The organism is Rheinheimera salexigens (assembly GCF_001752395.1).
GTDB classification, from domain to species: Bacteria; Pseudomonadota; Gammaproteobacteria; order Enterobacterales; family Alteromonadaceae; genus Alishewanella; species Alishewanella salexigens.
Map to the genome: position 1 here is coordinate 2,810,503 of NZ_MKEK01000001.1, position 22,650 is coordinate 2,833,152.

28 protein-coding genes are annotated in these 22,650 nt (G+C 41.6%); 13 read left to right on the forward strand and 15 right to left on the reverse strand.

Annotated elements, in window-relative coordinates; all coding sequences use genetic code 11:
- Nucleotides 1-2: 2 nt before the first annotated feature.
- From BI198_RS12855 to BI198_RS12900, 11 genes are all read left to right on the forward strand, one after another.
- Nucleotides 3-365 (forward strand): hypothetical protein, encoded by a 363-nt coding sequence (locus BI198_RS12855; RefSeq protein WP_070049919.1) that lies wholly within the window; start codon nt 3-5, stop codon nt 363-365.
- A complete protein-coding gene (locus BI198_RS12860; RefSeq protein WP_070049920.1) occupies nt 362-637 on the forward strand; it encodes a hypothetical protein in 276 nt (91 codons plus the stop codon). The genes BI198_RS12855 and BI198_RS12860 overlap by 4 nt, the downstream gene beginning before the upstream one ends.
- A gap of 161 nt (nt 638-798) precedes the next feature.
- Entirely contained in the window at nt 799-1,011 is a 213-nt protein-coding gene (locus BI198_RS16145) for a hypothetical protein (RefSeq protein ID WP_201243501.1), read from the forward strand.
- Nucleotides 1,008-1,574 carry an MT-A70 family methyltransferase gene (locus BI198_RS12870; protein WP_070049922.1) on the forward strand — a complete coding sequence of 189 codons (567 nt, stop codon included), beginning with the start codon at nt 1,008-1,010 and terminating at the stop codon, nt 1,572-1,574. The genes BI198_RS16145 and BI198_RS12870 overlap by 4 nt, the downstream gene beginning before the upstream one ends.
- On the forward strand, nt 1,571-1,729 hold the full coding sequence (locus BI198_RS16000; RefSeq protein WP_158007093.1) for a hypothetical protein: 159 nt from the start codon (nt 1,571-1,573) through the stop codon (nt 1,727-1,729). Before BI198_RS12870 ends, BI198_RS16000 begins: the two co-directional genes overlap by 4 nt.
- A complete protein-coding gene (locus tag BI198_RS12875) occupies nt 1,726-2,082 on the forward strand; it encodes a hypothetical protein (protein WP_070049923.1) in 357 nt (118 codons plus the stop codon). Before BI198_RS16000 ends, BI198_RS12875 begins: the two co-directional genes overlap by 4 nt.
- The gene (locus BI198_RS12880) at nt 2,079-2,273 is read left to right on the forward strand and encodes a hypothetical protein (RefSeq protein ID WP_070049924.1); all 195 of its coding nucleotides are present in this window, start codon (nt 2,079-2,081) and stop codon (nt 2,271-2,273) included. The genes BI198_RS12875 and BI198_RS12880 overlap by 4 nt, the downstream gene beginning before the upstream one ends.
- Nucleotides 2,274-2,276: 3 nt before the next feature.
- Complete coding sequence (locus BI198_RS12885) at nt 2,277-2,534, forward strand: PapB/FocB family fimbrial expression transcriptional regulator (RefSeq protein ID WP_070049925.1); 258 nt, start codon at nt 2,277-2,279, stop codon at nt 2,532-2,534.
- Nucleotides 2,535-2,552: 18 nt separating this feature from the next.
- Nucleotides 2,553-2,798 (forward strand): hypothetical protein, encoded by a 246-nt coding sequence (locus BI198_RS12890; RefSeq protein WP_070049926.1) that lies wholly within the window; start codon nt 2,553-2,555, stop codon nt 2,796-2,798.
- Nucleotides 2,792-3,256 carry a single-stranded DNA-binding protein gene (ssb, locus tag BI198_RS12895; protein ID WP_070049927.1) on the forward strand — a complete coding sequence of 155 codons (465 nt, stop codon included), beginning with the start codon at nt 2,792-2,794 and terminating at the stop codon, nt 3,254-3,256. Before BI198_RS12890 ends, ssb begins: the two co-directional genes overlap by 7 nt.
- Before the next feature lie 12 nt (nt 3,257-3,268).
- The gene (locus BI198_RS12900) at nt 3,269-3,469 is read left to right on the forward strand and encodes a helix-turn-helix transcriptional regulator (RefSeq protein WP_070049928.1); all 201 of its coding nucleotides are present in this window, start codon (nt 3,269-3,271) and stop codon (nt 3,467-3,469) included.
- Between the two features lie 195 nt (nt 3,470-3,664).
- Here BI198_RS12900 and BI198_RS12905 read toward each other — a convergent pair whose 3' ends face one another.
- From BI198_RS12905 to rppH, 11 genes are all read right to left on the reverse strand, one after another.
- Nucleotides 3,665-4,276: a FlgO family outer membrane protein gene (locus BI198_RS12905; RefSeq protein ID WP_070049929.1), complete on the reverse strand. Its 612-nt coding sequence runs from the start codon at nt 4,274-4,276 to the stop codon at nt 3,665-3,667.
- Nucleotides 4,273-4,914 carry a FlgO family outer membrane protein gene (locus BI198_RS12910; RefSeq protein ID WP_070049930.1) on the reverse strand — a complete coding sequence of 214 codons (642 nt, stop codon included), beginning with the start codon at nt 4,912-4,914 and terminating at the stop codon, nt 4,273-4,275. Before BI198_RS12910 ends, BI198_RS12905 begins: the two co-directional genes overlap by 4 nt.
- A 200-nt stretch (nt 4,915-5,114) precedes the next feature.
- The gene (locus BI198_RS12915) at nt 5,115-6,041 is read right to left on the reverse strand and encodes a bestrophin family protein (protein WP_070049931.1); all 927 of its coding nucleotides are present in this window, start codon (nt 6,039-6,041) and stop codon (nt 5,115-5,117) included.
- Between the two features lie 74 nt (nt 6,042-6,115).
- A complete protein-coding gene (gene fghA / locus BI198_RS12920) occupies nt 6,116-6,955 on the reverse strand; it encodes an S-formylglutathione hydrolase (RefSeq protein ID WP_070049932.1) in 840 nt (279 codons plus the stop codon).
- An 83-nt stretch (nt 6,956-7,038) separates the two neighbouring features.
- A complete protein-coding gene (locus BI198_RS12925; RefSeq protein ID WP_449421117.1) occupies nt 7,039-8,154 on the reverse strand; it encodes an S-(hydroxymethyl)glutathione dehydrogenase/class III alcohol dehydrogenase in 1,116 nt (371 codons plus the stop codon).
- Nucleotides 8,155-8,360: 206 nt separating this feature from the next.
- Entirely contained in the window at nt 8,361-8,687 is a 327-nt protein-coding gene (locus BI198_RS12930) for a DMT family transporter (protein WP_070049933.1), read from the reverse strand.
- A 235-nt stretch (nt 8,688-8,922) separates the two neighbouring features.
- A complete protein-coding gene (locus tag BI198_RS12935) occupies nt 8,923-9,774 on the reverse strand; it encodes a thymidylate synthase (protein ID WP_070049934.1) in 852 nt (283 codons plus the stop codon).
- Nucleotides 9,775-9,776: 2 nt separating this feature from the next.
- The gene (lgt, locus tag BI198_RS12940; protein ID WP_070049935.1) at nt 9,777-10,589 is read right to left on the reverse strand and encodes a prolipoprotein diacylglyceryl transferase; all 813 of its coding nucleotides are present in this window, start codon (nt 10,587-10,589) and stop codon (nt 9,777-9,779) included.
- Nucleotides 10,590-10,606: 17 nt separating this feature from the next.
- A complete protein-coding gene (locus BI198_RS12945; RefSeq protein ID WP_070049936.1) occupies nt 10,607-11,401 on the reverse strand; it encodes a sulfite exporter TauE/SafE family protein in 795 nt (264 codons plus the stop codon).
- 128 nt (nt 11,402-11,529) lie between these two features.
- On the reverse strand, nt 11,530-13,788 hold the full coding sequence (gene ptsP / locus BI198_RS12950; RefSeq protein WP_070049937.1) for a phosphoenolpyruvate--protein phosphotransferase: 2,259 nt from the start codon (nt 13,786-13,788) through the stop codon (nt 11,530-11,532).
- Between the two features lie 31 nt (nt 13,789-13,819).
- Entirely contained in the window at nt 13,820-14,323 is a 504-nt protein-coding gene (gene rppH / locus BI198_RS12955; RefSeq protein WP_070049938.1) for an RNA pyrophosphohydrolase, read from the reverse strand.
- 332 nt (nt 14,324-14,655) lie between these two features.
- Here rppH and mutH point away from each other — a divergent pair, with 332 nt between their 5' ends.
- A complete protein-coding gene (gene mutH / locus BI198_RS12960; RefSeq protein ID WP_317133699.1) occupies nt 14,656-15,381 on the forward strand; it encodes a DNA mismatch repair endonuclease MutH in 726 nt (241 codons plus the stop codon).
- Nucleotides 15,382-15,417: 36 nt separating this feature from the next.
- Here the strand turns inward: mutH and BI198_RS12965 are convergent, their stop codons facing one another.
- From BI198_RS12965 to cysB, 3 genes are all read right to left on the reverse strand, one after another.
- Entirely contained in the window at nt 15,418-16,227 is an 810-nt protein-coding gene (locus BI198_RS12965; RefSeq protein WP_070049939.1) for a substrate-binding periplasmic protein, read from the reverse strand.
- A gap of 91 nt (nt 16,228-16,318) precedes the next feature.
- Complete coding sequence (locus BI198_RS12970) at nt 16,319-17,197, reverse strand: sterol desaturase family protein (RefSeq protein WP_201243503.1); 879 nt, start codon at nt 17,195-17,197, stop codon at nt 16,319-16,321.
- Nucleotides 17,198-17,272: 75 nt separating this feature from the next.
- Nucleotides 17,273-18,250: an HTH-type transcriptional regulator CysB gene (cysB, locus tag BI198_RS12975; protein WP_070049940.1), complete on the reverse strand. Its 978-nt coding sequence runs from the start codon at nt 18,248-18,250 to the stop codon at nt 17,273-17,275.
- Between the two features lie 435 nt (nt 18,251-18,685).
- On the opposite strand from cysB, the gene BI198_RS12980 reads away from it, so the two are divergent.
- Nucleotides 18,686-19,450, forward strand: coding sequence for a hypothetical protein (locus tag BI198_RS12980; protein ID WP_070049941.1), 765 nt, complete (start codon nt 18,686-18,688; stop codon nt 19,448-19,450).
- Between the two features lie 397 nt (nt 19,451-19,847).
- Here the strand turns inward: BI198_RS12980 and topA are convergent, their stop codons facing one another.
- On the reverse strand, nt 19,848-22,457 hold the full coding sequence (topA, locus tag BI198_RS12985) for a type I DNA topoisomerase (RefSeq protein WP_070049942.1): 2,610 nt from the start codon (nt 22,455-22,457) through the stop codon (nt 19,848-19,850).
- Nucleotides 22,458-22,650 lie beyond the last annotated feature (193 nt).

Below are 22,650 nucleotides of genomic sequence, written 5' to 3' on the forward strand. Positions count from 1 at the left end.
CCATGTTTGCTGTATTTGGTATCAACGAAAGCAAGGCCCGAGCAATGGCCATTAAGAAAACCGCTAAAACTACTGGCAAAGGTAAAAACTTACGCGCCTTAACTGATGAAGAATATCAGGCGGCACTTAATGCAAACACTGAAAAGTATATGCAGAACATGAAACCTGTAATTTTAAGTTCTGAATACAGCACCCCTAGCGTATGTGCCGATTTTATCGCACTAGCTCAAAAAGCAGGTGCAAAGAAATTAGAAGTCATGATTAAAGCCCCAGTAGAAACCAAAGATAAAAAAGGCCGGGCAAAAATTGTTAAGCGCTGGACTCAATACCAAGCAGGACATAACTATGCGCAGGTGAACGTATGAGCCAAGTTATCTATTTAGTGCTATTGCACAACACCCCGATCGTAGCCTACGCACATGAAAACGTGGCTAACGATGAAGCAATAGAGGTTGGCGGCAAGGTTGAATCTGTTCACTTACATTCGACCAATTTAAACCAGCAAATTTATGTGGTGATAGTTAACAACATTCCAAGCATAGCTTACACCAGTAGAGATAACGCAGAGCGTGAAGCATTAGAAGCCAGCGGCAAAATTAAATCGGTTTATTTATTTTCAAGGACGAATAGCAAATGAAAAACGAATTTTACTATAAAAATTACCCCTGGATGAATGCTGACCAACTTGAATGCTTCGAATTGCTTTGTGACATTCACGGCGGCGGCAATCACTTGTTCGGCAAAATTCATCCATGTGGTGAAAGCGGAATTTATATAAACAGCACTTGTACGCACTATATGTCTACTTTCGATTATTCAAATCTTACTCGTGCAGTTGTTTTAGCTCATGACCGCATGATCCGTTTTGAAATAGAACCATCAGGCCCGCGTATGCTGAAACTGATAGCGCATAAACGCCATAGCCGTGATGGCCGCATGCACGAACGCCACCCGACAATAGAAGATGCTATTACTGATATTCGTAATAACCATGGTGAGGTGACGGCATGAACAAGCAATACAACATCATCTATGCTGATCCTCCATGGTCATTCAATAGCAAAAATACAGGCGGAAGCATGAAGTCTGGTGCTGCAGCTAAATACGACACTATGACGCTTGAGCAAATGAAAGCGCTTGATGTACCCGCTATATGTGCTCCTGATTGCGTTTTAGTTATGTGGTACGTAAGCAGCCAACCACAAGAAGCTTTAGATTTAGTTAAAGCTTGGGGCTTTACCATAAAAAACATGAATGCGTTTATCTGGCAAAAGCTAACAACCAATTTAATGCCCCACTTCGGCATGGGTTACTGGACTCGCGCTGGTGCAGAGTGCGCGTTAATTGCTGTTCGTGGCAAACCAAAAGCGGCTAATAGAGCTATTCGCCAAGTGCGCGCTGAAATGCTAGGTCAACACTCAGAAAAACCATCAATTTACCGTGATGAAATAGTGAATCTTTGTGGTGATGTTCCACGGCTAGAAATGTTCGCAAGAACAGCTGCAGCTGGTTGGGACGTTTGGGGCAATGAGATTGAAAGCTCTTTGGATATTAACCAGGTTAAAACAGCATGAGCGACATTCAATTAAACCGTTGCCCACATTGGGATTGCGGTTGGTGTTACGCACCAAGTGAAGTTGAAAACAACTCTAAAGGCGGCAGTTGTTGGGCGGCAAATAATTGCCCAGTGCAACAGAAACTAATTAAAGAAAAGCAGGCAGGTGAATGATGTTTAACGAATTAACATTAAAAGCTTTGCAGTCGGCACATAAAAGAGCCTTAGCAAAACTTAAAAGAGTAAAAATAAAAGAAGATAACGCAATTCACTGCGCCAGTCGTTTAATTGAATTAAGGATCTCTGCTAATGAACTAATTCAAAGTGGAGAATATAAAACAAAACAAGGCCTGTCGAAGCTTAATGAAATGGCAAAAAGAGAAAAGGAACTTATTTCCCATTCAAAGCTGAATCTAGTGAAAGTTTTTGATGAAGCGTTTAGTGCTGAAATGGAAGTTAACGAGCTAATTGGCCAGATACATAACATTAAGTTCAGGCTTAACAGAGTAAAGACAGGTGCCGCATGAAAAAGCAAAGAACGCTAAATATTCGCGTCAAAATTTTGAAAGAAAGCACTGGCGTACCGGTTGGCACTGTTGTTAAGGCTAGATCTACTGATTTTGGCTGCATCATCACCAGTTCGCCTTATGAGAAAACTTTGCTCAACAAAAGCCAATACAAGTTTTTAAGGGCCCTACCAAATGAAGCGAGCGCTTAAAAAATGAGGAATTTAATCCAAGGCGGTGAAAGCGTAGCTAGGTTCAAACTGCTGTTACAGCTAACAAAAATAAGCAGTGAGGGCGTGCAAGATGCACTGCAAGACTACTTGTGCAAAGGATATAGCGACACAGCATCAGCAGCATTAAACGGTGTTCAGTTAAGTAACTTTAACCGGGCATTACATAAATTAAACGACGTTGCAGCAATAATCGAGCAAATTAAAGATTTAGACTGGCAGCATTTAAAATCAGTTAAGTGATAAGTTTTAGGGGTGATTATGGCTAAATTATCAAAGCAAAAAGTAGCTGGTATTCGATTAATAGCAGACATATTTGTTATCGAAGACCTGATTAAAGAAGTGATTTCTAAGAGTGAAGGTTATTCAGATAAAGTCGAAGAATTACGGGAACACTTAAAAAAACATGTACCAGAACCTTTTGAAGCTGCTAATGAATTGCAGCGTCAAATAAAAGAGGCGCGGTCAATTTGGCGTAGTGAGTTAGAAAAAGGAAATGTATTTTGAGCAGAGGCATAAACAAAGTAATTTTAATTGGCAACTTAGGTCAAGATCCGGAAGTGCGTTATATGCCACAAGGTGGTGCTGTCGCTAATTTTACTATAGCAACGTCTGAAAGTTGGACCGACAAAGCAACCAACGAGAAAAAAGAGCAAACCGAATGGCACCGCATTGTTATTTATAATCGGCTAGCTGAAATAGCAGGCCAGTACTTAAAAAAAGGCAGTAAGGTTTATATTGAAGGTAAATTAAAAAACCGAAAATGGACTGATAAAGAAGGCGTTGAACGCTACACCACTGAAATTGTAGTCAATGAACTGCAAATGCTAGACGGTGCGCCGCAACAAAACCAAAGCCAGCAGCAAGGTAGTTATCAACAACAGCAGCAACAATCTGGCTATCAACAAGCGTCAGTTGTATTGGGTCCAAGGTCTAATACTGGTTATAACAATAACCGTCGTTAAAGGGGAATAGCTTTGCAACTAATAAAATTGCCTGACGTATTAAAGAAAGTACCGGTAAGTAAAACCACTTGGTACGCCATGGTAAAAAGTGGCGAAGCGCCAGCGCCATTTAAGCTAGGCGCCAGATCTGTAGCATGGTCAGAACAGCAAATTGACGAGTGGATTAAAACACGTGAGCGCATAGCAAGTAACGTTGGAATATTGCAGTCATAACTGGGCACCAAAACATTTTAATACTACAGATGATACTACAGTTACCAAAATTACCAGCCAAAGCCTTTAAAAATGCGGCTGGTCGGCTCCTGTCTGGGACGCCATTTTCTTATCTACCTCGATTTCAGCTCCGCTCTGCTTCTATTTATTACAACGTTAGTTTAAGTAAGCTTTGTTCTATCTTGCTAAACATGTTTAGCCTTGCGTTAACTGCAAGGTTGCTTGTTCAGTATGGCGGATAATAGCGCTGACAACGGCCTCTGGAATAAAGGTGCGGGCGACTGACATGACTTGTTTGTTGTCTATACGTACTAAACGAGCGTTAATTAGCATGCCTTGCTGATGCTGAGTCATGGTGCCGGTAACGACATAACGAATAGGTAGCTCGCCGCTTAGCTCTTGGTAATTACGGCTTAACACAAAGTCGCCCTGCTCTGTTACGCGGATATAATCGGTGGCTTTATAATCTAGCACGGGCACACCAAAGGTATGCAGGTCGTGCATCATGGCTTCGTTTAAGTGATTACTTAAAATACTGGCTTGCTCTAACCCCGAATCAACATAACTAAAGTCGGTTACCGCGACCATGGCTGAGGGGTCGGTTTGCTGCCAATGGGCAACTAACTGATAAACTAACGCTTGCGAGTACGTATTTACCGTAAGTAAGGTATTATCGGTATCGACACCAACCTCGCTTGGCGCTTGAGCTGTAGCTTCTTTAGAAGTGGCTGGAGTCGTGGATGATGTGCAAGCCGTTAATAGCAGTGCCGCTAAAGACAGGGTAAGAGAAAAAGTTATCGGCTTCATTTTACAGCTCCGGTTAAATTAGTACGGTACAACTTGTTACCCTGTTGCAGCACGCGTTGCTGCTGCCAAAAAATATCGCTTGGCACCAACTGACTGCTGGCTGCTAATACTCGCTTATTTTTAACAGAAATTAAGCGGGTGTTTAGCATCACACCTTCGGCTAGCAAGCTATAAGTGCCCACTAATAAGGTATCGGCCAAACTGCTGTTGGCTATAGCCGTTATTTGCCGTGATAACGCTTGTTCATGATCTGACTTTAGCGCTAACTGATCGCGCAAGCGATAATCATAAACATCGAAGCCTTGCTGTTTAATTTGGCTGAGCATACTTTCACTTAACTGATTGGCCATTTGCTTTTCAGTTTCATCGACTTGCTCTAATGAGAAACTATTCACCGGCACAAATGAGCTAACGGCAATGCGCGGTTTATCCGCTGACATCCCGTTATTAGCAGGTAACTGACTTAATAAATTTAGCGCTAATAGCTGGCTATAAGCATCTAGCGTGTTTGCTGGTTGCTGTGCTGAGTTAGCGGCAGAATTAACCAGACTACAACTGACTAACAACCAACTGATACCTAAAATCACTGCACATTTTAGTGCCTTCATACCGCCACCCTTAATTAATGAGGTTGTCATTATCAAATCCTATACTAAAAGCGAAGCAATAATTAGGCCATAACATTTTAGTTTTAGGGATCAATTTTTTGGCAGTTTGGCTTTCAATCAACGGAATGTCCATACGGAATGGTTAAATAGAGGCCTTTGTTTAGAGGGCTCTGCTACAGCAATTTACAGCGTTACTGTAGCAGTTAGTTATGAAGGGTTACTGTAATAAATTACTGTAACAAATAATTATGCGGCAAAATGGGCTCTGGTAACTCAGTTTCACCTAAAGTTTCTAATAAGTTTATTTCAATAGAGCGAGACATAGCCGTTAAGGCTAAGTCATTCGCGGCTAAGCCAAAGGGATCTTCTAATTCTTCACTTAAAGCATCTAAACCAAAGAAAGCATAAGCGACAATAGCGCAAAATAACGGCGTGAATAATCCCTGAGTACCGACGATACCAAAAGGTAAAATAAAGCAGTATAAATAAGCGGTACGATGCACTAACAGCATATAAGCAAAAGGTAATGGCGTGTGTTTAATCCGCTCACAAGCGGCTTGCACTTGAGCCATAGAGGTGATTCGTTCATCCAGGCACTTGCTTAGAATATCTGATAACAAGCCTTGTTCTTGCGCCTTAGCTAAATATTTACCAAGTAAACGCAAGATAGCATCGGGCAGGTTTTTAGATCTCTGTAAACTGACCAGTTCAGCTGCTGGTAAATAAGGCGTAATATCAGTCCAAGGATCTGACTTGCGTAGATGGTGGCGTAAAGCATGAGTGAACGCAATAATTAGCTTAACCATTAGTTGCTGGGTCTGTCGGCCATTATCTGTATCATTAGTTATGTATGTAGTTAGCTGCCGTGACAAGCTGCGCGCATCAACCACAAGTTGGCCCCACTGTTTGCGGGCTTCCCACCAGCGATCATAGCTAGCATTGTTACGAAAACCGAGAAATAACGATAAGGCCACACCTAATAGCGCCAAGGGTGCCAAAGTAAAGCTGGGAAATATGCTAGGGAAATACTCTTGGGTTAAGGCTACTGCAGTTCCGAGTAGCGCTATCAACACAATTTGTGGAAATATCAATGGCACGATAGAGCCGCGTAAGGTAAAAAACAGCTGAAATAGATTGGGTTTATCACGAACAATCATAGCTCACTCCATTGATATTTATTTAGCATGCTAAAAGTACTGCCATCGCAGTTAGCGACGGCAGTTAAGCTTAATTATTTATTGAGATATTCAGCATGGAAACGTAAATGCTGCTCGATAAAGCTAGAGATAAAGTAATAGCTATGATCATAACCTTGATGAATAGCTAACTGTAATGGATAACCACTCTCTTTGGCCGCTGCTTGTAATACTTCTGGTTTTAATTGTTCAACCAGAAAATCATCCGCGCCGCCTTGGTCTACTAAAACTGGCACAAAATCAGTGGCTTTGCGCATCAATAAGCTAGCGTCATAGGCTTGCCAAGTAGATTCATCAGTGCCTAGATAAGCTGTTAAAGCTTTTTTGCCCCAAGGGCAATCCATTGGATTACTAATAGGGCTAAAGGCTGACATGGAACGATAACGCTGTGGATTACGCATGCCAATAACTAAAGCACCATGACCGCCCATAGAATGGCCAGAAATAGAACGTTTATCTGATACTGGGAACAGCTCTTCAATCAGATCTGGTAGCTCATTTACCACATAATCATACATTTGGTAATGGCGGTTCCAAGGCGCTTGGGTAGCATTAACATAAAAGCCTGCCCCTTTACCTAAGTCGTAGCCTGCATCATCAGCAACATCGTCACCGCGTGGGCTCGTATCGGGTGCCACTATGGCGATACCGAGTTCGGCAGCTAAACGCTGAGCGCCGGCTTTTTGCATAAAATTTTCATCAGTACAGGTTAAGCCTGACAGCCAGTACAATACCGGGACTTTTTTATTGACTCCGGCTGAGGGTGGTAAATAAATAGCAAAACGCATCTGGCAATTTAAGGTTTTAGAGAAGTGGCTATATTGCTTATGCCAGCCGTCAAAACTTTTATTGCAGCTTATATTTTCAATGGTCATTCTGGGCCTCAAATGGCTGCCCACATAATGTATAGGGGCAGCCTTAGTCTTTGTAATCGATAGTCTGTATTAATCGATAACTTTTATTTGTCGAAGTGGATAACGGTGCGGATACTTTCGCCTTTGTGCATTAGTTCAAAAGCATGGTTAATGTCTTCTAAACCCATAGTATGGGTAATAAAGTCACTTAACTTAAACTCACCGGCTAAATAACGCTCTACGTAATCAGGTAACTCGGTACGACCTTTAACGCCACCAAAAGCAGAACCGCGCCATACTCGACCGGTGACTAATTGGAATGGACGGGTTGAAATTTCTTGACCGGCACCAGCGACACCAATAACAACCGACTCACCCCAACCTTTATGGCAACACTCTAACGCTGAGCGCATTAAGTTTACGTTACCCACACATTCAAACGAGTAATCAACACCGCCATCAGTGAGTTCAACAATAACGTCTTGAATCGGCTTGTCGTAATCTTTCGGGTTAATACAGTCTGTAGCGCCTAATTTTCTGGCCAGTTCAAACTTACTTTCGTTAATATCAATCGCGATTATCCGGCTAGCTTTGGCCATAGTGGCACCGATAACCGCTGATAGACCAATACCGCCTAAACCAAAGACGGCAACGGTAGCGCCCTCTTCTACTTTGGCCGTGTTCATTACTGCGCCCATACCGGTAGTGACACCACAACCTAATAAACACACTTCTTCTAGTGGCGCTTCTTTATTAACCTTCGCTAATGAAATTTCAGGCAAAACGGTGTATTCAGAAAAGGTTGAACAGCCCATATAATGGAAGATTGGCTGGCCATCTTTATAAAAGCGCGTAGTGCCATCTGGCATCAAGCCTTTACCTTGGGTTTCACGTATTTTTTGGCACAGGTTGGTTTTGCCTGATAAACAGAATTTACACTCACCACACTCTGGGGTGTATAGCGGAATAACATGATCGCCAACTTGAACGCTAGTGACACCTTCACCAATTTGTTCAACGATACCACCACCTTCATGGCCTAATACCACAGGAAAAATACCTTCTGGATCATCACCTGATAAAGTAAAAGCATCGGTATGACATACGCCTGAGGCTATTACTTTAACTAACACTTCACCTTTACGTGGTAGCATGACATCGATTTCTTCAATCGATAATGGCTGCTTTGGCCCCCAGGCGATGGCGGCTTTTGATTTAATAAATTTATCTGACATCTGCATTCTCACTTTTTGGTTAAAATAATTAGGGCTAATCGTAAATTAAATTGCTAAATAAATTGTTACATTAAGTCTTTAATTTAATTAGCTAAACGAATATTATCAATTGAATAACTTGGCTGTTTTCTGACACTTTAGTTTAGTCGTAAAGTGCCTTGCGTGCCTGTTATCACTTAATGGGCGGCTGCTTAATGATGATGACCTTGGGATAAGTTAATCATCACCACACCAATAGCTACCATTGCCATACCAAACCAGGTCATTAAATCTAAGTGCTGGCGATATATCAGCGCAGACAATATCGTGACACTAACAATGGCTAACCCAGCCCATAACGCATGCACAATACCAACCGGCATACTTTTCATTGCTTGAGCCAAAAACATAAAGGCCGCGAGATGCCCTAGCAATACCAAGACACTAGCAACGGGCTTGGTAAAACCCTCGGTTTGTTTTAACGCTACATGGGACATAGCTTCAGCGGCAACACCAAAAAAAAGAAATAACCAGCTCATTTTGTTTCCTATACAGTTACCAAAGCCATGGCCCACCCCGGCTAATTCATGAGGGTATTATAATTACTTTAATAAAGATGATAATACGTCTGTTTAGTAAGTTACTTTTACCATGCAGAAACAATGTGGTGGTTTTAGTGGTGAGTTTTTAGTTGTGAGTGTCGGCTGATTAAGATGAATTAATAAGGAACGGGTTTACCGCATGTTAGTGTGGTAAACCGAACCGTATATAACCTTAAACCGTAAACGGATAACTTATGGCTTCGTGGCTTTGATAGCCTTCCAGTTCGAAATCCGCGGTGGTGACCCAGGTTTCTATATCCTGTAAGGTTTTAATTTTAGGGTTAAGATGCAAACGCGGTAGTGGTAATGGCTCACGTTTAAGCTGCACATCTTGCAACAGCGTTAGCTGATTTTCATAAATATGGGCATTAACTATTTTATGAAACACTTTACCGGCTTTATGACCAGTAATTTGCGCCATTAAGGCTAATAACACAAAGCATTGTACTTGATTAAAATTTAAGCCCAGTGGCACATCACAACTACGTTGGTATGAAGTTAAATATAAGGTGCCGTCTAATAATGAAAAGTTATGGGTATGCATACAGGGCCGTAAGCAACCTAATTCAATTTCCCCTGGATTATAAAAAGTGATAATTTCAGCGCGGTCATCAATTCCTTGGCTTAAGTTATCGACTACTTTTTTGAACTGATCTAAAAAAGTGCCATCCGGTTTTTGCCAAGTTCGGCCTTGCACACCATAAACTCGGCCCATATCGTCAGTGCCTTTACGATTAGGGTTTTTTATCCAAGCGGCATTGTCATTGGCATTAGCATTCCAAGTATTACAGCCAATAGCCCTAAAATCTGCCGCGTTATCGTAGCCACGAATATAACCTAGCAATTCAGCAATAGCGGCTTTGTAATAGCTTTTTCGCGTGGTTAATAATGGAAACGCATTAGCACCAACATCGTATTCTAAATCAGCATTAATTAAGGTTAAGCATCTAACCCCAGTTCGTTTATTATCTACCCAGACGCCTTGATCAATAATGCGCTGACAAAGATCTAAATATTGTTTCATGCTTATACTGCCTGTTGTTTCTGTTGAGATCGACGCCAATAGCCATAGCCAATAATGCCTAAGCCGATGATTATCATTGGTAACGATAACCACTGTCCCATTGACATGCCGGCAGATAACACCCCTAAGTGCGCATCCGGTTCTCGATAAAATTCTACGGTAAAACGAGCAGCGCCATAACCGGCTAAAAATAACCCGCCTAAAGCGCCAATGGGTGGATTAGTGCGTCGATAAAGGATAATTAACGCAAATAATACTAAGCCTTCAAGCATAAATTCGTACAGTTGTGATGGGTGCCGTGCATAGGGGCCAGCATTAGGAAACAACACCGCCCAAGGCACATCTGTTGGTCTGCCCCATAGCTCGGCATTCATAAAGTTACCTAAACGCCCTGCGGCTAAACCTAATGGAATTAACGGGGCGACAAAGTCACCTAGTTGTAAATAGGCTTTATTATTACGTTTAGCAAACCAGGCCATCGCCACTAATACGCCGATTAAGCCACCATGAAACGACATACCGCCGGTCCATATTTTAAATAAATACAGTGGGTCTTGCAGGAAGTAATCAAATTGATAAAACAATACATAGCCTAAGCGACCACCTAGAATGACACCAACAAAGCCTTGAAATAATAAGTCGCTAACTTGCTGCTCTGTCCAACCTGAACCTGGCTTATTAGCCGCTCTGGTTGCTAGCCACCATGCCAAGCCAAAGGCAATTAAATACATTAAGCCATACCATCTTAACGCTATGGGACCTATTGAGAATATGATCGGATCAATTTGTGGAAATGTAATATACCCTGCTGACATAACTACCCTTATTACCCTTAACTAAACATCATCTTGACTGAGACTAAAATTAAAAACACCCCAAAAACCCGTTTAATCGCTAATAGCGGCAGTCGCTGCGTTATCCGTGCCCCTACTGGTGCCATAAAAATGGAGGTTGTTACTATGCCGGCTAATACGGGCAAATAAATATAGCCAATAAAACCTTGTGCTAAAGAATAATGTTGCCAACCCGCTAACACATAGCCAATGGAACCAAACACGGCAATAGCAATACCTGAAGCTGCGGCACAGCCAATGGCCCGACGCATATCAACAGAAAAATAGTTTAGTAGTGGTACAAATAATGCGCCGCCACCAATTCCAAGTAGGCTAGCAATACCACCTAAAACGGCAGATATAAAGCCTAACCAACCTTTGCTAGGTAAGGGCTTATTACCAATGGTTTTTCGCGAACCTAACGAGCGTAACGCGAGCAATAACACCGCTACAGCAAATACCCGTTTTAAAATATCATCGCTAATATTATGGGCAAAATAACCCACTATTGTTGCGCCAATAGCGGCACCAATTAGCACGGCCGTAGCAATTGACCACGGCACATTATCCCTACGATGATGGGCTAATACTGACGAGCTCGCCGTCACGATAATAGACGCTAATGAGGTGGCAATTGCCACTACCATCGCATTTTCAGGCGCGATGATACCATAAGCGGGTAGTAACATAACTAGCGCAGGCACGATAATTAGCCCACCGCCAATGCCTAATAAGCCCGCGAGGAAGCCCACAACAGCCCCTAACACTAAGGTAATTAAAATAACCGTCAGCAAGATGTGCTCTCTTTATTAAAATGATTCATTAATATGATTATTAAAATACTTGGTTTATTAATGTGATTATTAAAATACTTGGTTTATTAATGTGAATATTTGTAATGCGTTTATTTACAAGCTAACGCTTAAGCTCGAAGTTGATTAAGCGACTGCTTTTGTTCTAAAAAACGTTGCACATGCAGCCTTACAAGTTTGGCCGAACTGCAGGCGAGTACTTCGGGTAATAACAGCTCTAATTCCGACAGCTCTATCCGGCGCAACAACCATTTAATTTTAGCTAAATTACTACTATTCATACTAAAATAACGATAACCCATAGCGGCAAGTAACAATACACCTGCGGGGTCTGCCGCTAATTCACCACAGACACTAATTGGGAATTGTAGGCCCTTTGCTTGCTGAGCTAATGTATATAAAGCCCGTAATACGGCTGGATGCATGGCATCGTATAAACCAGCAACTCGTGGATTATTACGATCTACCGCCAATAAGTACTGAGTTAAATCATTAGTGCCTACCGAGCAAAAGTCAACCTTTTGCGCTAGTTCGGGTAACTGATACATAATGGACGGCACTTCAATCATTACCCCCACTTTAGGTCGAGGTAATGCTATGGATAACTCGTCACTGACTTCAAAGCAGGCTTGCTTAATTAAACGTAATGATTCATCGACTTCAGCCAGATCAGAAATCATTGGCAGTAAAATATGTAAGTTATCTAATGCTAAATTAGCCCGCAACATGGCGCGTATTTGCACTAAGAAAATCTCTGGATGATCTAAGGTTAAACGAATACCACGCCAGCCTAAAAACGGATTTTCTTCTTCGATATTAAAATAAGGCAGCGCTTTATCACCGCCAACATCTAAGGTGCGCATAATCACCGGTTTATTGGGTGAGCTTTCTAATATTTTACGATATAACGCGGTTTGTTCTTGTTCGGTAGGAAAACGGCTGCGCATAATAAACGGAAATTCGGTGCGATATAAACCGACACCATCGGTATGTTCCAGATCGGCAGTTTCTAATTCAACCGCTAAGCCCGAATTAACCATTAAATCAAACTTCACACCACACAATGATTGCGAAGGTAAATGAACTTCTTCTAAATAACGAGCATTTATGGCCGCATCTTCATTAATTAAACGCCGATATTCAGCGCAAATTGCGGCCACGGGCGATAATAAAACATTGCCTTGATAGCCATCAACAATTAAGTACTGCCCTTGCCATTGTCGTAAAGGCAGTTCGTCCACGCCCATCACGGCTGGAATATCCAGTGCCCGAGCCATAATTGCCGCGTGCGAGTTAACAGAGCCTTTTAATGACACTATTGCCATCAGCTTTTCCCGCGGGATCTCGGCTAACATGGTTGCGGTAACATTATCGGCCACTAGAATGACGTCGTCGGGCAGTTTTATTTTGCGCTTTTCAGTGTCTAATAAGTTATTTAATACCCGTTGACCCAGATCGCGAATATCGGTACCGCGCTCCCGTAAGTAGCTATCGTCCATATCATCAAATTTGCGAGCAAATTTTTCTACGACTCGTTTTAGGGCACTTTTTGCACACCAGCCATCGGCTATTTGCTGCTCTATCTCTGTACCTAAGCTAGCGGCATCTAATAATTGATGATAAACATCAAAAATAGCTAAGGCATCGGGCGGTAAATGGCCTGCCATACGCTCGGCTAACCGATTAAACTCTGCTTTAGTAATTTTAACTGCTCGATAAAAATGCGCTAATTCTTTGTCTGGATTATCTGAGCGTTTAACTGATATAGCGTTGAAATCATTAGCAGGCTCTAAAATATGAGCGTGGCCCATGGCAATACCTGGCGCGCCGGGTAAGCCTTTTAAGTGGCCGGTTTGAATTTGGGTGGCCGAACTTTCACTGGCTGCTTGACGCATTTCTGCATTAGCCAACACTGATGCCAGTTGCGCTGCTAGCGTAACTAAAAATGATTCTTCATCTTCATTGAAGATCCGATCAACCGCTTGCTGGATGGTTAACACACCAAGGACTTTACGATGATGGATAATAGGACAGCCTAAAAAAGCTGAGAAATGGTCTTCGCTGACTTCAGGCGTAACTTTAAATCGAGGATGTAACTGGGCTTTAGCTAAATTAATCGGTTCTTCGCGTTGCCCTACCCAACCGATAAGGCCTTCAGAAAAGCCAATAGCGACCTGACCAATAGCGTCAGGATTAAGGCCATCGCTGGCCATTAACATAAAATGCTGTTGTTCATAATCGGCTAAATACACCGAGCAGCACTCAGTTTCTAATGCTTGTTTAATGCTGGTGACTAAGCCAGCAAGCGCATTGTTAAGCACTGGCTCTTGTGCCACATCTTGAACAATTCGTCTTAGCTGGCTTAACATAAGAGCCTCATTTTTAGTTAACTATAAATATTTAACTTTTTCTTTTTCCTTCGCGGCGAATAAAGGGCAAAGCAACAGGGGCAAACTCTTTCATGACTTTTCGATAAACTTCGCGCTTAAACGCAACCACTTGGCGTACTGGGTACCAATAGCTAACCCAACGCCAGCTATCAAACTCAGGATGGGTGGTTTTTAATAAGTTTACATCATCTTCATGACAAGTCAGCTGCAGCAAAAACCATTTTTGCTTTTGGCCTATACACACAGGATTACTATCTTTACGAATTAAACGTTTCGGCAATTTATAGCGTAACCAATGTTTAGTGGTTGCAATAACCTGCACATCTGCTGGTGTTAAGCCAACTTCTTCGTTTAATTCACGATACATGGCCTGCTCAGGCGTTTCGCCATCATCAATGCCACCCTGGGGGTATTGCCAAGAATGCTGACCATATCGTTTAGCCCAAAACACCTGTCCTTGGCTGTTACATATTACTATGCCGACATTAGCCCGAAATCCTTCGGTATCGATCACTGAAACCTCTGGCGGATCATAAATCTACTATGAAAAGATTCTTTCACAAACTGGGCTGTGGAGCAATCGCTATTTTCAGCCTAACTTGTACACAGTTATCCACAGTTTGATAGTTTTTATTGGCACCAGTGTGGACTTTTTCACAGCTTCTGTTGATAACCCTGTGGCAAAGTAGCGGCAAAGCTCTTAATAACTATATATTTTGCAAAGTATACATTGCACAAACAGCCAAAAATACATTAATAATCAACTCACTAAACCAACCCAAGTTAATAGTCAGCATCATTCTCCCTGTGGATAAGTCACTTTGTGTTGTTTTTAAGCAGCTTAATGTGGCAAAAAATGCTAGCGTTGTCAGTAAATTAATTATTCTACTTATTATGCCTACTCCGCCAAAAACAATTGAAGATTTAATGGCTCGCTGTAACGCAATTGCCGGCTTAACATTAGGCCAGCTAGCATCCAGCCTAGAACAAGCTGTGCCTAAAAACCTATTGAAAGACAAGGGTTGGGTTGGCCAGTTGATTGAACACGCCCTTGGCGCTACTGGCGGCTCACAAGCGGTGGTTGATTTTGCTGATTTAGGCATAGAATTAAAAACCTTACCGATAAACCAACAAGGCAAGCCATTAGAAAGCACTTATGTTTGTGTCGCGCCTTTAACCGGTGTTACTGGTTTAGAGTGGCAAAACTCTTGGGTCTGTGAAAAGTTACGCCATATTTTATGGTTGCCGGTATTAGCTGAACGCCAGATCCCGTTGGCCGAGCGTGTTATTGGCAATGCCTTTTTATGGCAGCCCAATTCAGCACAACAACAAGCATTACAGCAAGATTGGGAAGAGTTAATGGAGTTAATTAGCTTAGGGGGCATTGCTGATATACGAGGCGCCACGGGTAAATACTTACAATTAAGACCCAAAGCCGCTAACAGTAAAGCGTTAACTGATGCAATTGGTAGTCAGGGCCAACCTATTCGCACCCTGCCGCGCGGCTTTTATTTAAAAACAAATTTTACTGCTGCCATATTACAGCAGCAGTTTTCACTTAGCGTTGAATAACCGTTACCAAATATATTGAAGAAACGTTACCCAATGCTAATGGCTATACTTACTAACCAGTTTATTGTACTCACCATTTTCTTTAAGTTGGGTTAAGCCCCGATTAAAGGCTGCAACTTGCTCTTCGGTAACAGACTCTTGGCTAAACATAACAAAAACATCGGTACTTTCTAAACTAATATTATGTGGTTTTATATATTTATCTAAGCCTTTGCGACGCATAATTGACGCCCCGACAAAGCTATCTTCAAGCAAGCCATCAATTTCTTCATCTAATAATCGGGCTATATTTAACTCACTAATAATGGCACCGACAAATAACGGTTGAAAGGTTTCATTTTCATAAAGTTCAGCCATGTCATCACCGTAATAATATTGATTAACAATACCTAATTTATGACCATCTTCTAAAAATGCACTGATATTTTCATAAGGATAATTGATATTATCTTTGCGTACATATAGCTGAAACCGTTCTTTACGATAGGCATCTGAAAAATAAGCGAAACTTTTTCTATCTTCAGTTTTCGATGCCCCTAGAACCGCATCGACTTCTCCAGTTTTTAGTTTAAGCAATAATTCAGTCCAGCTACCTTGCTCAACCGCAAGCTGACAGTTCATATTATTTAACACCGCCGATGCTATCTCGATATCCAAACCGGTAGGTTTATTATCCACCGTCATATATTGGTACGGTTCCCAAGCATCAATACCAAAGGTCAGTGTACAATCCGGCGCTTTGGCTTCTATCACTTCAGTCGTTTTTTCAATTATCACTTGTTCTGCTGGCTTACAACCCACTACGCCTATTAATGCACACCCCATGACTAACATTAATTTATTCATCTGCTACCCCTGACTTTCAACTTTATCTAAGCTTAGTCTATAGTCTGTTTTTTAGCCGTTATCTTTAGCGTTAAGTTGCAATAAATTGACGTTAATCAACATCCAAGGTTGGTTTTTCTAATAAATGGGCTTGCTTATTAGCTTTGGATTTAGTGGCAGGTTTACCGACAATACTGCGTAGGCGCTGATGCCAACCTTTTGCCGCTAAGCAGTCTTGCCACATATTCTGCCATTCATAAAAAGTAATACGAATGGGATTATCTGAAGCAAAATCGTCAGTAAGGCCATATCGACAAGGCTCATCGGCTCTTTCTGGGGTAAAAGTACCAAATAACCGATCCCAGATAATTAATACCCCGGCATAATTTTTATCGATATAGCGAGGGTTACACGCATGGTGTACCCGATGATGCGATGGCGTATTAAAAATGTATTCCAATACACCGAGCTTTTTTACCGCTTGAGTATGAACAAAAAATTGAAACGCTAAATTTAACGCTACCACGGCCAAAACAATGCTAGGTGTAAAACCAATAAGGATCATGGGCGTCCAAAACAGCCACATGCCAGATATAGGATAAGTTAAGCTTTGCCGAAAGGCAGTACTGAAGTTTAATTGTCGCGAACTGTGATGGGCAATGTGTGACGCCCAAAGCCAGCGTATTTGGTGTGAAGCACGATGAAACCAGTAATACAAAAAATCTTGTAGTACAAAAGCCAACAACATAGTGCCAGCATTTAGGTCTATATCAAACAATCGCCATTGATATAACCAGATAAATAATGGCATTAGCACAATAACAGCAAGTAATTCGCCGCCTTGATGCATTAACGCTAAAACCGCGTTGGCTAGCGAGTCTTGCCAGCGATACATAACCGGCTGTACTTGCCGATAACGCCACCACTCCCAAGCAACAAAAGCCAAAAACACAGGGCTTAACGCCAGTAGAATTAATTCAACCGAAATCATAAAATGCAACCGTTAACACTGCAGTATACAACTGATGTTACTGCAAACTTAGGCTTAGTACCATTGGCGCCTTAATTAGCGTACCGGCAGGGTAACGTTTACAAACAGCTTATCAATATCATCTTGATTGCGTAGTAAGTTAGCTTGCTCAACTACTTCTTTAGTTAAATGCGGTGCAAAGCGCTGAATAAACTCATACATGTAACTACGTAAAAATGCGCCTTTACGAAAGCCTATTTTAGTAGTTGAAGCGTCAAATAAATGGCTTGCATCAATGGCAACTAAATCGGTATCTAATTCTGCGTCCATGGCCATTGAGGCGATAACACCCACACCTAAGCCTAAACGAACATAGGTTTTAATCACATCAGCATCGGTGGCAGTAAAGACAATATGTGGCTCTAGCCCTTGGGCTGCAAAAGCTTTATCTAATTCAGAGCGGCCGGTAAAACCAAACACGTAGGTGACAATAGGCTGGGTGGCTACATCGTTAATAGTGAGTAAGCGCTTTAACTGAGCTAAAGGATGATCTTTACGAACTATGACACTGCGATTCCAGTGGTAACAAGGTAGCATCACTAAATCGCTGTATAAATGCAGTGCTTCAGTAGCAATGGCAAAATCGGCATCGCCTCTAGAGGCGGCTTCAGATATTTGCTGTGGTGAGCCCTGGTGCATATGCAACGATACTTTAGGATATTTTTGTATAAAGCCACTAATTACATTAGGTAAAGCATAGCGAGCTTGGGTATGTGTAGTGGCAATATTTAATTTACCTTGATCCGGTAAAGTATGTTCTTTCGCTATGGCTTTAATGCTTTCCACTTTAGCTAGAATTTGTTTAGAAAGCTCGATCACTTCTTTACCAGCAGCAGTAACGTGAGTTAAATGCTTACCACTGCGGCCAAATACTTGAATACCAAGTTCATCTTCTAACATGCGCACTTGTTTACTGATGCCAGGTTGTGAGGTATATAAATTTTCGGCTGTAGCAGAAACATTCAAATTATTATTTAGTACTTCAACAATATAGCGCAGTTGTTGTAATTTCATTTATTACCGACCCTGTAATGGCATATCAATTACCAATATACCTTGGCATTAGGATATTCCAACTTATATTTTTAAGTGTTAAGTATAATCTAATTATTAGTATTGGCTGTTTTAAGCTTGATTTTAATACCAAAAATTGAGGCAGCATAGTGATTTAACATTCAGTTACCCCCTCTGCAGACAAAATAATCGGTCAATTTTACAATGATGGCAGGCTTTATTTAGTTAATGATGCACTAAGTACCGCTGTAGGATATAGTGTTAAACAGGTGAGTTTATGCTTAGAGTCACAACGTAATTATTAAGTGATAAAATTGATATTGTTATTAGCCTGTGTGTTGGTATGTGTTTTGCTATGTCTTTAGCTAAATTTACACTTAATTGACGTTTGTTCATCATTATAGGCTCTTACGAGCAGTTTATTAAGAGGTCTAAATGCTGTTAACTTTGATCATTGTATTGATAGTTGCCCTTATTATTATTGGTATAATTGTCAGTGCCATTCAGCAACACAAAGAACGCTTAGCGGCGTTAAAGCGCGCTGAATATAGTAAGCTGCGCGCCATGCTTGAAGACAGTGAAGAATTATTATTAAATTCATCTAATGTGCCCCTGTCGCCTGCTATTAGCCAAATGCTGTTAAAGCGCATTAGCTTTACCTTAAAAGCCATGGTCGATCTAGAACCAAAAGCAAAAGACTTACGGCATCGGTTAAATGAAACCGAGTCCCGTTTAAACGCAGATGAGTCTAAAGTTAATCATTTCAATGATGCCCTTACCTTGCCAGATAATGATCAGCAACTGATTAGTATGATTAAAGGTATTAAGAAGTTGCGACTGGTGTTACGAGGTGAACACGCCAGAGGTAATGTTGATACTCAAGTGGTTATTGAAGAAGATAAACGCTTAGAAACATTACAATTACGCATTAATGTAGAAAGCCAAATTAAGCGTGGTTTAAAAGCGAGATCAAACGGCATGTTGGGTTCTGCCAGACAATACTTTGAAAAAGCTTTAGCTGCTTTAAGCAATTTTCCCCATCAAGATGACTACGTTACTGCGCGCCAATCTGAAGTTATTCTCACCTTAGAAAGTATTGCCACCCAATTAAAAGATGGTAATGCTAGAGACAGAGTTAAAAAAGAAGAAAAAGATACTAAAGATATGGACGAGCTGTTTGGACCGAAACGTAAGTGGTAGGTTTTGAGTGTTGAGTTTTGAGTGTTTAGTTTTGAGTTTTTAGTGTGGGCTGACTAAGATAAATTATTGAGGAACGGTTCTACCCTAAACTAACCATTGCAGCCCTGGACGGGCGGAAATGAGCCCCCAGGGATGGGTCTACGGCGTGTTAGTGTGGGTATACCGATCCGGATATACACTTAAGTTTTGAGTTTTCAGTGTGGGCTGACTAAGATAAATTATTGAGGAACGGTTTTACCCTAAACTAACCATTGCAGCCCTGGACGGGCGGAAATGAGCCCCCAGGGATGGGTTTACGGCGTGTTAGTGTGGGTAAACCGATCCGGATATACACTTTAGTGTTTAGTGTTTAGTGTTTAGTGTTATGAAAAAAAATACTCGCAGATGCGAGTATTTTTTATGGTAAACATTTAATTAGCTTACTTTTTTTCGTTACAACCCATTTGCCATTTTCGTACCAAGCTGACCAGCCCGTTGCTTTGCCATCTTTTTCAGACATCACATACTGCTGCTTGGTTTTACGACTCCAGCGTATTACCGCTAAATTGCCTTCTGGATCTTTCTTTGGTGCATCGGCGAGGTAATAAAATTTCGGTGAAATAATATCGCGATATTTTGCCAACTCGGCCACTTGCGGCGCTCGAGTTTCGCGTGATTTTGGAAACGTTGCCGCTGCCATAAATAAACCGGCAGCGCCATCACGTAACACAAAGTAGGTATCTGACTTCTCACACTTTAAGTCAGGTAAATGTACTGGATCTTCTTTTGGTGGTGCTGCTTCGCCGCTGCGGAGCAATTTACGGGTATTTTTACACTCTGTGTTAGTACAACCAAAATACTTACCAAAACGGCCTGATTTTAACTGCATATCAGCGCCACATTTATCGCATTCAATTAGTGGACCGTCATAACCTTTAATCTTAAAGGTGCCCTGCTCTATTTCGTAACCATCACAAGCGGGATTATTACCACAAACGTGCAGCTTACGCTGTTCATCTATTAAATAGCTATCCATCGCAGTGCCACATTTTTGGCAGCGCTTTTTCTGTCTTAAGACTTCAGTTTCATGCTCATCATCATCCGATACCGCAATGGCTTCGTCACCAGACACTAAGTTAAGAGTAGTAGTACAACGCTCTTTAGGTGGTAAGTTATAACCAGAACAGCCTAAAAACACACCGGTAGATGCGGTACGAATACCCATTGGTCGTTCACACGTTGGGCAGGCTATATCAGTGAGTACAAATTGATTAACCCGCATGCCACCGTTTTCTGGTTCTAACTCAGCCGTTTTTAATTTTTGTTGAAAATCAGCATAAAAACTATCTAATTCTTTACGCCAAGCCGCTTGGCCATTAGCAATATCATCTAACTTCAGCTCCATATTGGCCGTAAAGTCATAGTTCATTAAATCGCTAAAGTTTTCTACCAACCTATCGGTGACAATCTCACCCATTTTTTCGGCATAGAAACGTTTATTTTCCACTCGGGCATAACCACGGTCTTGAATGGTCGAAATAATCGACGCATAGGTAGAAGGTCTACCAATACCGCGTTTTTCTAACTCTTTTACTAAACTGGCTTCGCTAAAACGTGCGGTAGGTTTAGTAAAATGCTGGGTGTCATTTAATTGCTTTAACTCTAAAACATCACCAGGTTTAATATCAGGTAGCAGGCTGTCTTCTTCACCTTTACGCTTAGCAACAGGTTGTACTTTAGTCCAACCATCAAAGCGTAATACTCGGCCTTTAGCGCGTAATTCAAAGTCTGCCGCTTGTACTATAACATTGGTGACATCGTACAGCGCCGGAGGCATTTGACAGGCAACAAATTGACGCCAAATTAATTCATATAATTTGCGTGCATCCGCTTCCATATCACCTAAGCTAGAGGCTAATACGGTTACTTCTGAAGGGCGTATCGCTTCGTGTGCTTCTTGTGCGTTGGCTTTGCTACCGTAACTGAGTGGATTCTCTGGCAAATACTTTTTACCAAAGTTTTCTTCAATATAATCACGACAGGTTGCTACTGCTTCAGCGCTTAAGTTTGTCGAATCGGTACGCATATAAGTAATATGGCCGCCTTCATATAAACGCTGGGCAAGCATCATGGTTTTTTTCACGCCATAACCTAAGCGAGTACTGGCCGCTTGTTGTAAGGTTGACGTAATAAAAGGGGCTTGTGGTTTGCTACTGCTTGGTTTGTCTTCACGCTCTTGAACTTTAAATTCTGCAGTTTTAAGTACAGCTAAAGCCGCTTCGGTTTGGGCTTTATTAACCGGTTTAAACGCTTTGCCTTGCTGTTTAGTAACATCAAGTTGTAATGCATCTGCAGCAGCCGTTGTGGTATCAGCTGTTACTGTCCAATACTCTTCAGGAACAAAGGCTTTTATTTCCCGCTCACGCTCAACTACTAAACGCACCGCTACCGATTGTACCCGACCTGCAGATAGCCCTCTGGCTACTTTTTTCCATAACAGTGGCGATACCATAAAGCCGACAACGCGATCTAAAAAGCGCCTAGCTTGTTGGGCATTTACCCTATCTTCGTTAACAATACCGGGTTCTTCAAATGCATTTTGGATGGCATTTTGGGTGATTTCATTAAACACAACGCGTTTAAATCTGGCGTCGTCACCACCAATAATTTGCTTTAAATGCCATGCAATGGCTTCCCCTTCGCGGTCTAAATCCGTTGCCAGATATATAATATCGGCTTTTTCTGCGAGGGCTTTTAATTCTTTAACGACTTTTTCTTTGCCGGGTAATATTTCATAGCGGGCTTTCCAGCCATGTTCTGGATCAATACCCATGCGATCAACCAAAGCTTGATATTGCTTTTGCTCTTTGCTTAATTCTTTTTTAGCGGCAGATTTTTCTTTGCTGCTGCTGGTGGGTAGATCGCGGATATGCCCAACGCTAGACTTAACTACGAAGTCTTTACCTAGGTATTTATTAATTGTTTTTGCTTTTGCCGGTGATTCGACTATTACCAGTGATTTCGCCATCTTAATCCTGAGATCCCTAACTAAATTTTAGTGCTTGCCAATTAAGTTGCTTTTTAACGTATATCCGTAAACCGCGGTTGTGACAAGTGAATAAACTGATTATTATGCAAATCTACTCAATTTCTGCGCTATCTACTGGTATCATAACCAGCATAAAACGGCGCATCTTAATGACTGCAGAAATAATAGCAAC

Coding starts and splice junctions, on each gene's coding strand:
- BI198_RS12855 (WP_070049919.1), top strand. CDS start 3: ATGTTTGCTGTATTTGGTATCAACGAAAGCAAGGCCCGAGCAATGGCC.
- BI198_RS12860 (WP_070049920.1), top strand. CDS start 362: ATGAGCCAAGTTATCTATTTAGTGCTATTGCACAACACCCCGATCGTA.
- BI198_RS16145 (WP_201243501.1), top strand. CDS start 799: ATGTCTACTTTCGATTATTCAAATCTTACTCGTGCAGTTGTTTTAGCT.
- BI198_RS12870 (WP_070049922.1), top strand. CDS start 1,008: ATGAACAAGCAATACAACATCATCTATGCTGATCCTCCATGGTCATTC.
- BI198_RS16000 (WP_158007093.1), top strand. CDS start 1,571: ATGAGCGACATTCAATTAAACCGTTGCCCACATTGGGATTGCGGTTGG.
- BI198_RS12875 (WP_070049923.1), top strand. CDS start 1,726: ATGATGTTTAACGAATTAACATTAAAAGCTTTGCAGTCGGCACATAAA.
- BI198_RS12880 (WP_070049924.1), top strand. CDS start 2,079: ATGAAAAAGCAAAGAACGCTAAATATTCGCGTCAAAATTTTGAAAGAA.
- BI198_RS12885 (WP_070049925.1), top strand. CDS start 2,277: ATGAGGAATTTAATCCAAGGCGGTGAAAGCGTAGCTAGGTTCAAACTG.
- BI198_RS12890 (WP_070049926.1), top strand. CDS start 2,553: ATGGCTAAATTATCAAAGCAAAAAGTAGCTGGTATTCGATTAATAGCA.
- BI198_RS12905 (WP_070049929.1), bottom strand. CDS start 4,276: ATGAAGCCGATAACTTTTTCTCTTACCCTGTCTTTAGCGGCACTGCTA.
- BI198_RS12910 (WP_070049930.1), bottom strand. CDS start 4,914: ATGACAACCTCATTAATTAAGGGTGGCGGTATGAAGGCACTAAAATGT.
- BI198_RS12915 (WP_070049931.1), bottom strand. CDS start 6,041: ATGATTGTTCGTGATAAACCCAATCTATTTCAGCTGTTTTTTACCTTA.
- fghA (WP_070049932.1), bottom strand. CDS start 6,955: ATGACCATTGAAAATATAAGCTGCAATAAAAGTTTTGACGGCTGGCAT.
- BI198_RS12930 (WP_070049933.1), bottom strand. CDS start 8,687: ATGAGCTGGTTATTTCTTTTTTTTGGTGTTGCCGCTGAAGCTATGTCC.
- BI198_RS12935 (WP_070049934.1), bottom strand. CDS start 9,774: ATGAAACAATATTTAGATCTTTGTCAGCGCATTATTGATCAAGGCGTC.
- lgt (WP_070049935.1), bottom strand. CDS start 10,589: ATGTCAGCAGGGTATATTACATTTCCACAAATTGATCCGATCATATTC.
- ptsP (WP_070049937.1), bottom strand. CDS start 13,788: ATGTTAAGCCAGCTAAGACGAATTGTTCAAGATGTGGCACAAGAGCCA.
- BI198_RS12965 (WP_070049939.1), bottom strand. CDS start 16,227: ATGAATAAATTAATGTTAGTCATGGGGTGTGCATTAATAGGCGTAGTG.
- BI198_RS12970 (WP_201243503.1), bottom strand. CDS start 17,197: ATGATTTCGGTTGAATTAATTCTACTGGCGTTAAGCCCTGTGTTTTTG.
- cysB (WP_070049940.1), bottom strand. CDS start 18,250: ATGAAATTACAACAACTGCGCTATATTGTTGAAGTACTAAATAATAAT.
- BI198_RS12980 (WP_070049941.1), top strand. CDS start 18,686: ATGCTGTTAACTTTGATCATTGTATTGATAGTTGCCCTTATTATTATT.
- topA (WP_070049942.1), bottom strand. CDS start 22,457: ATGGCGAAATCACTGGTAATAGTCGAATCACCGGCAAAAGCAAAAACA.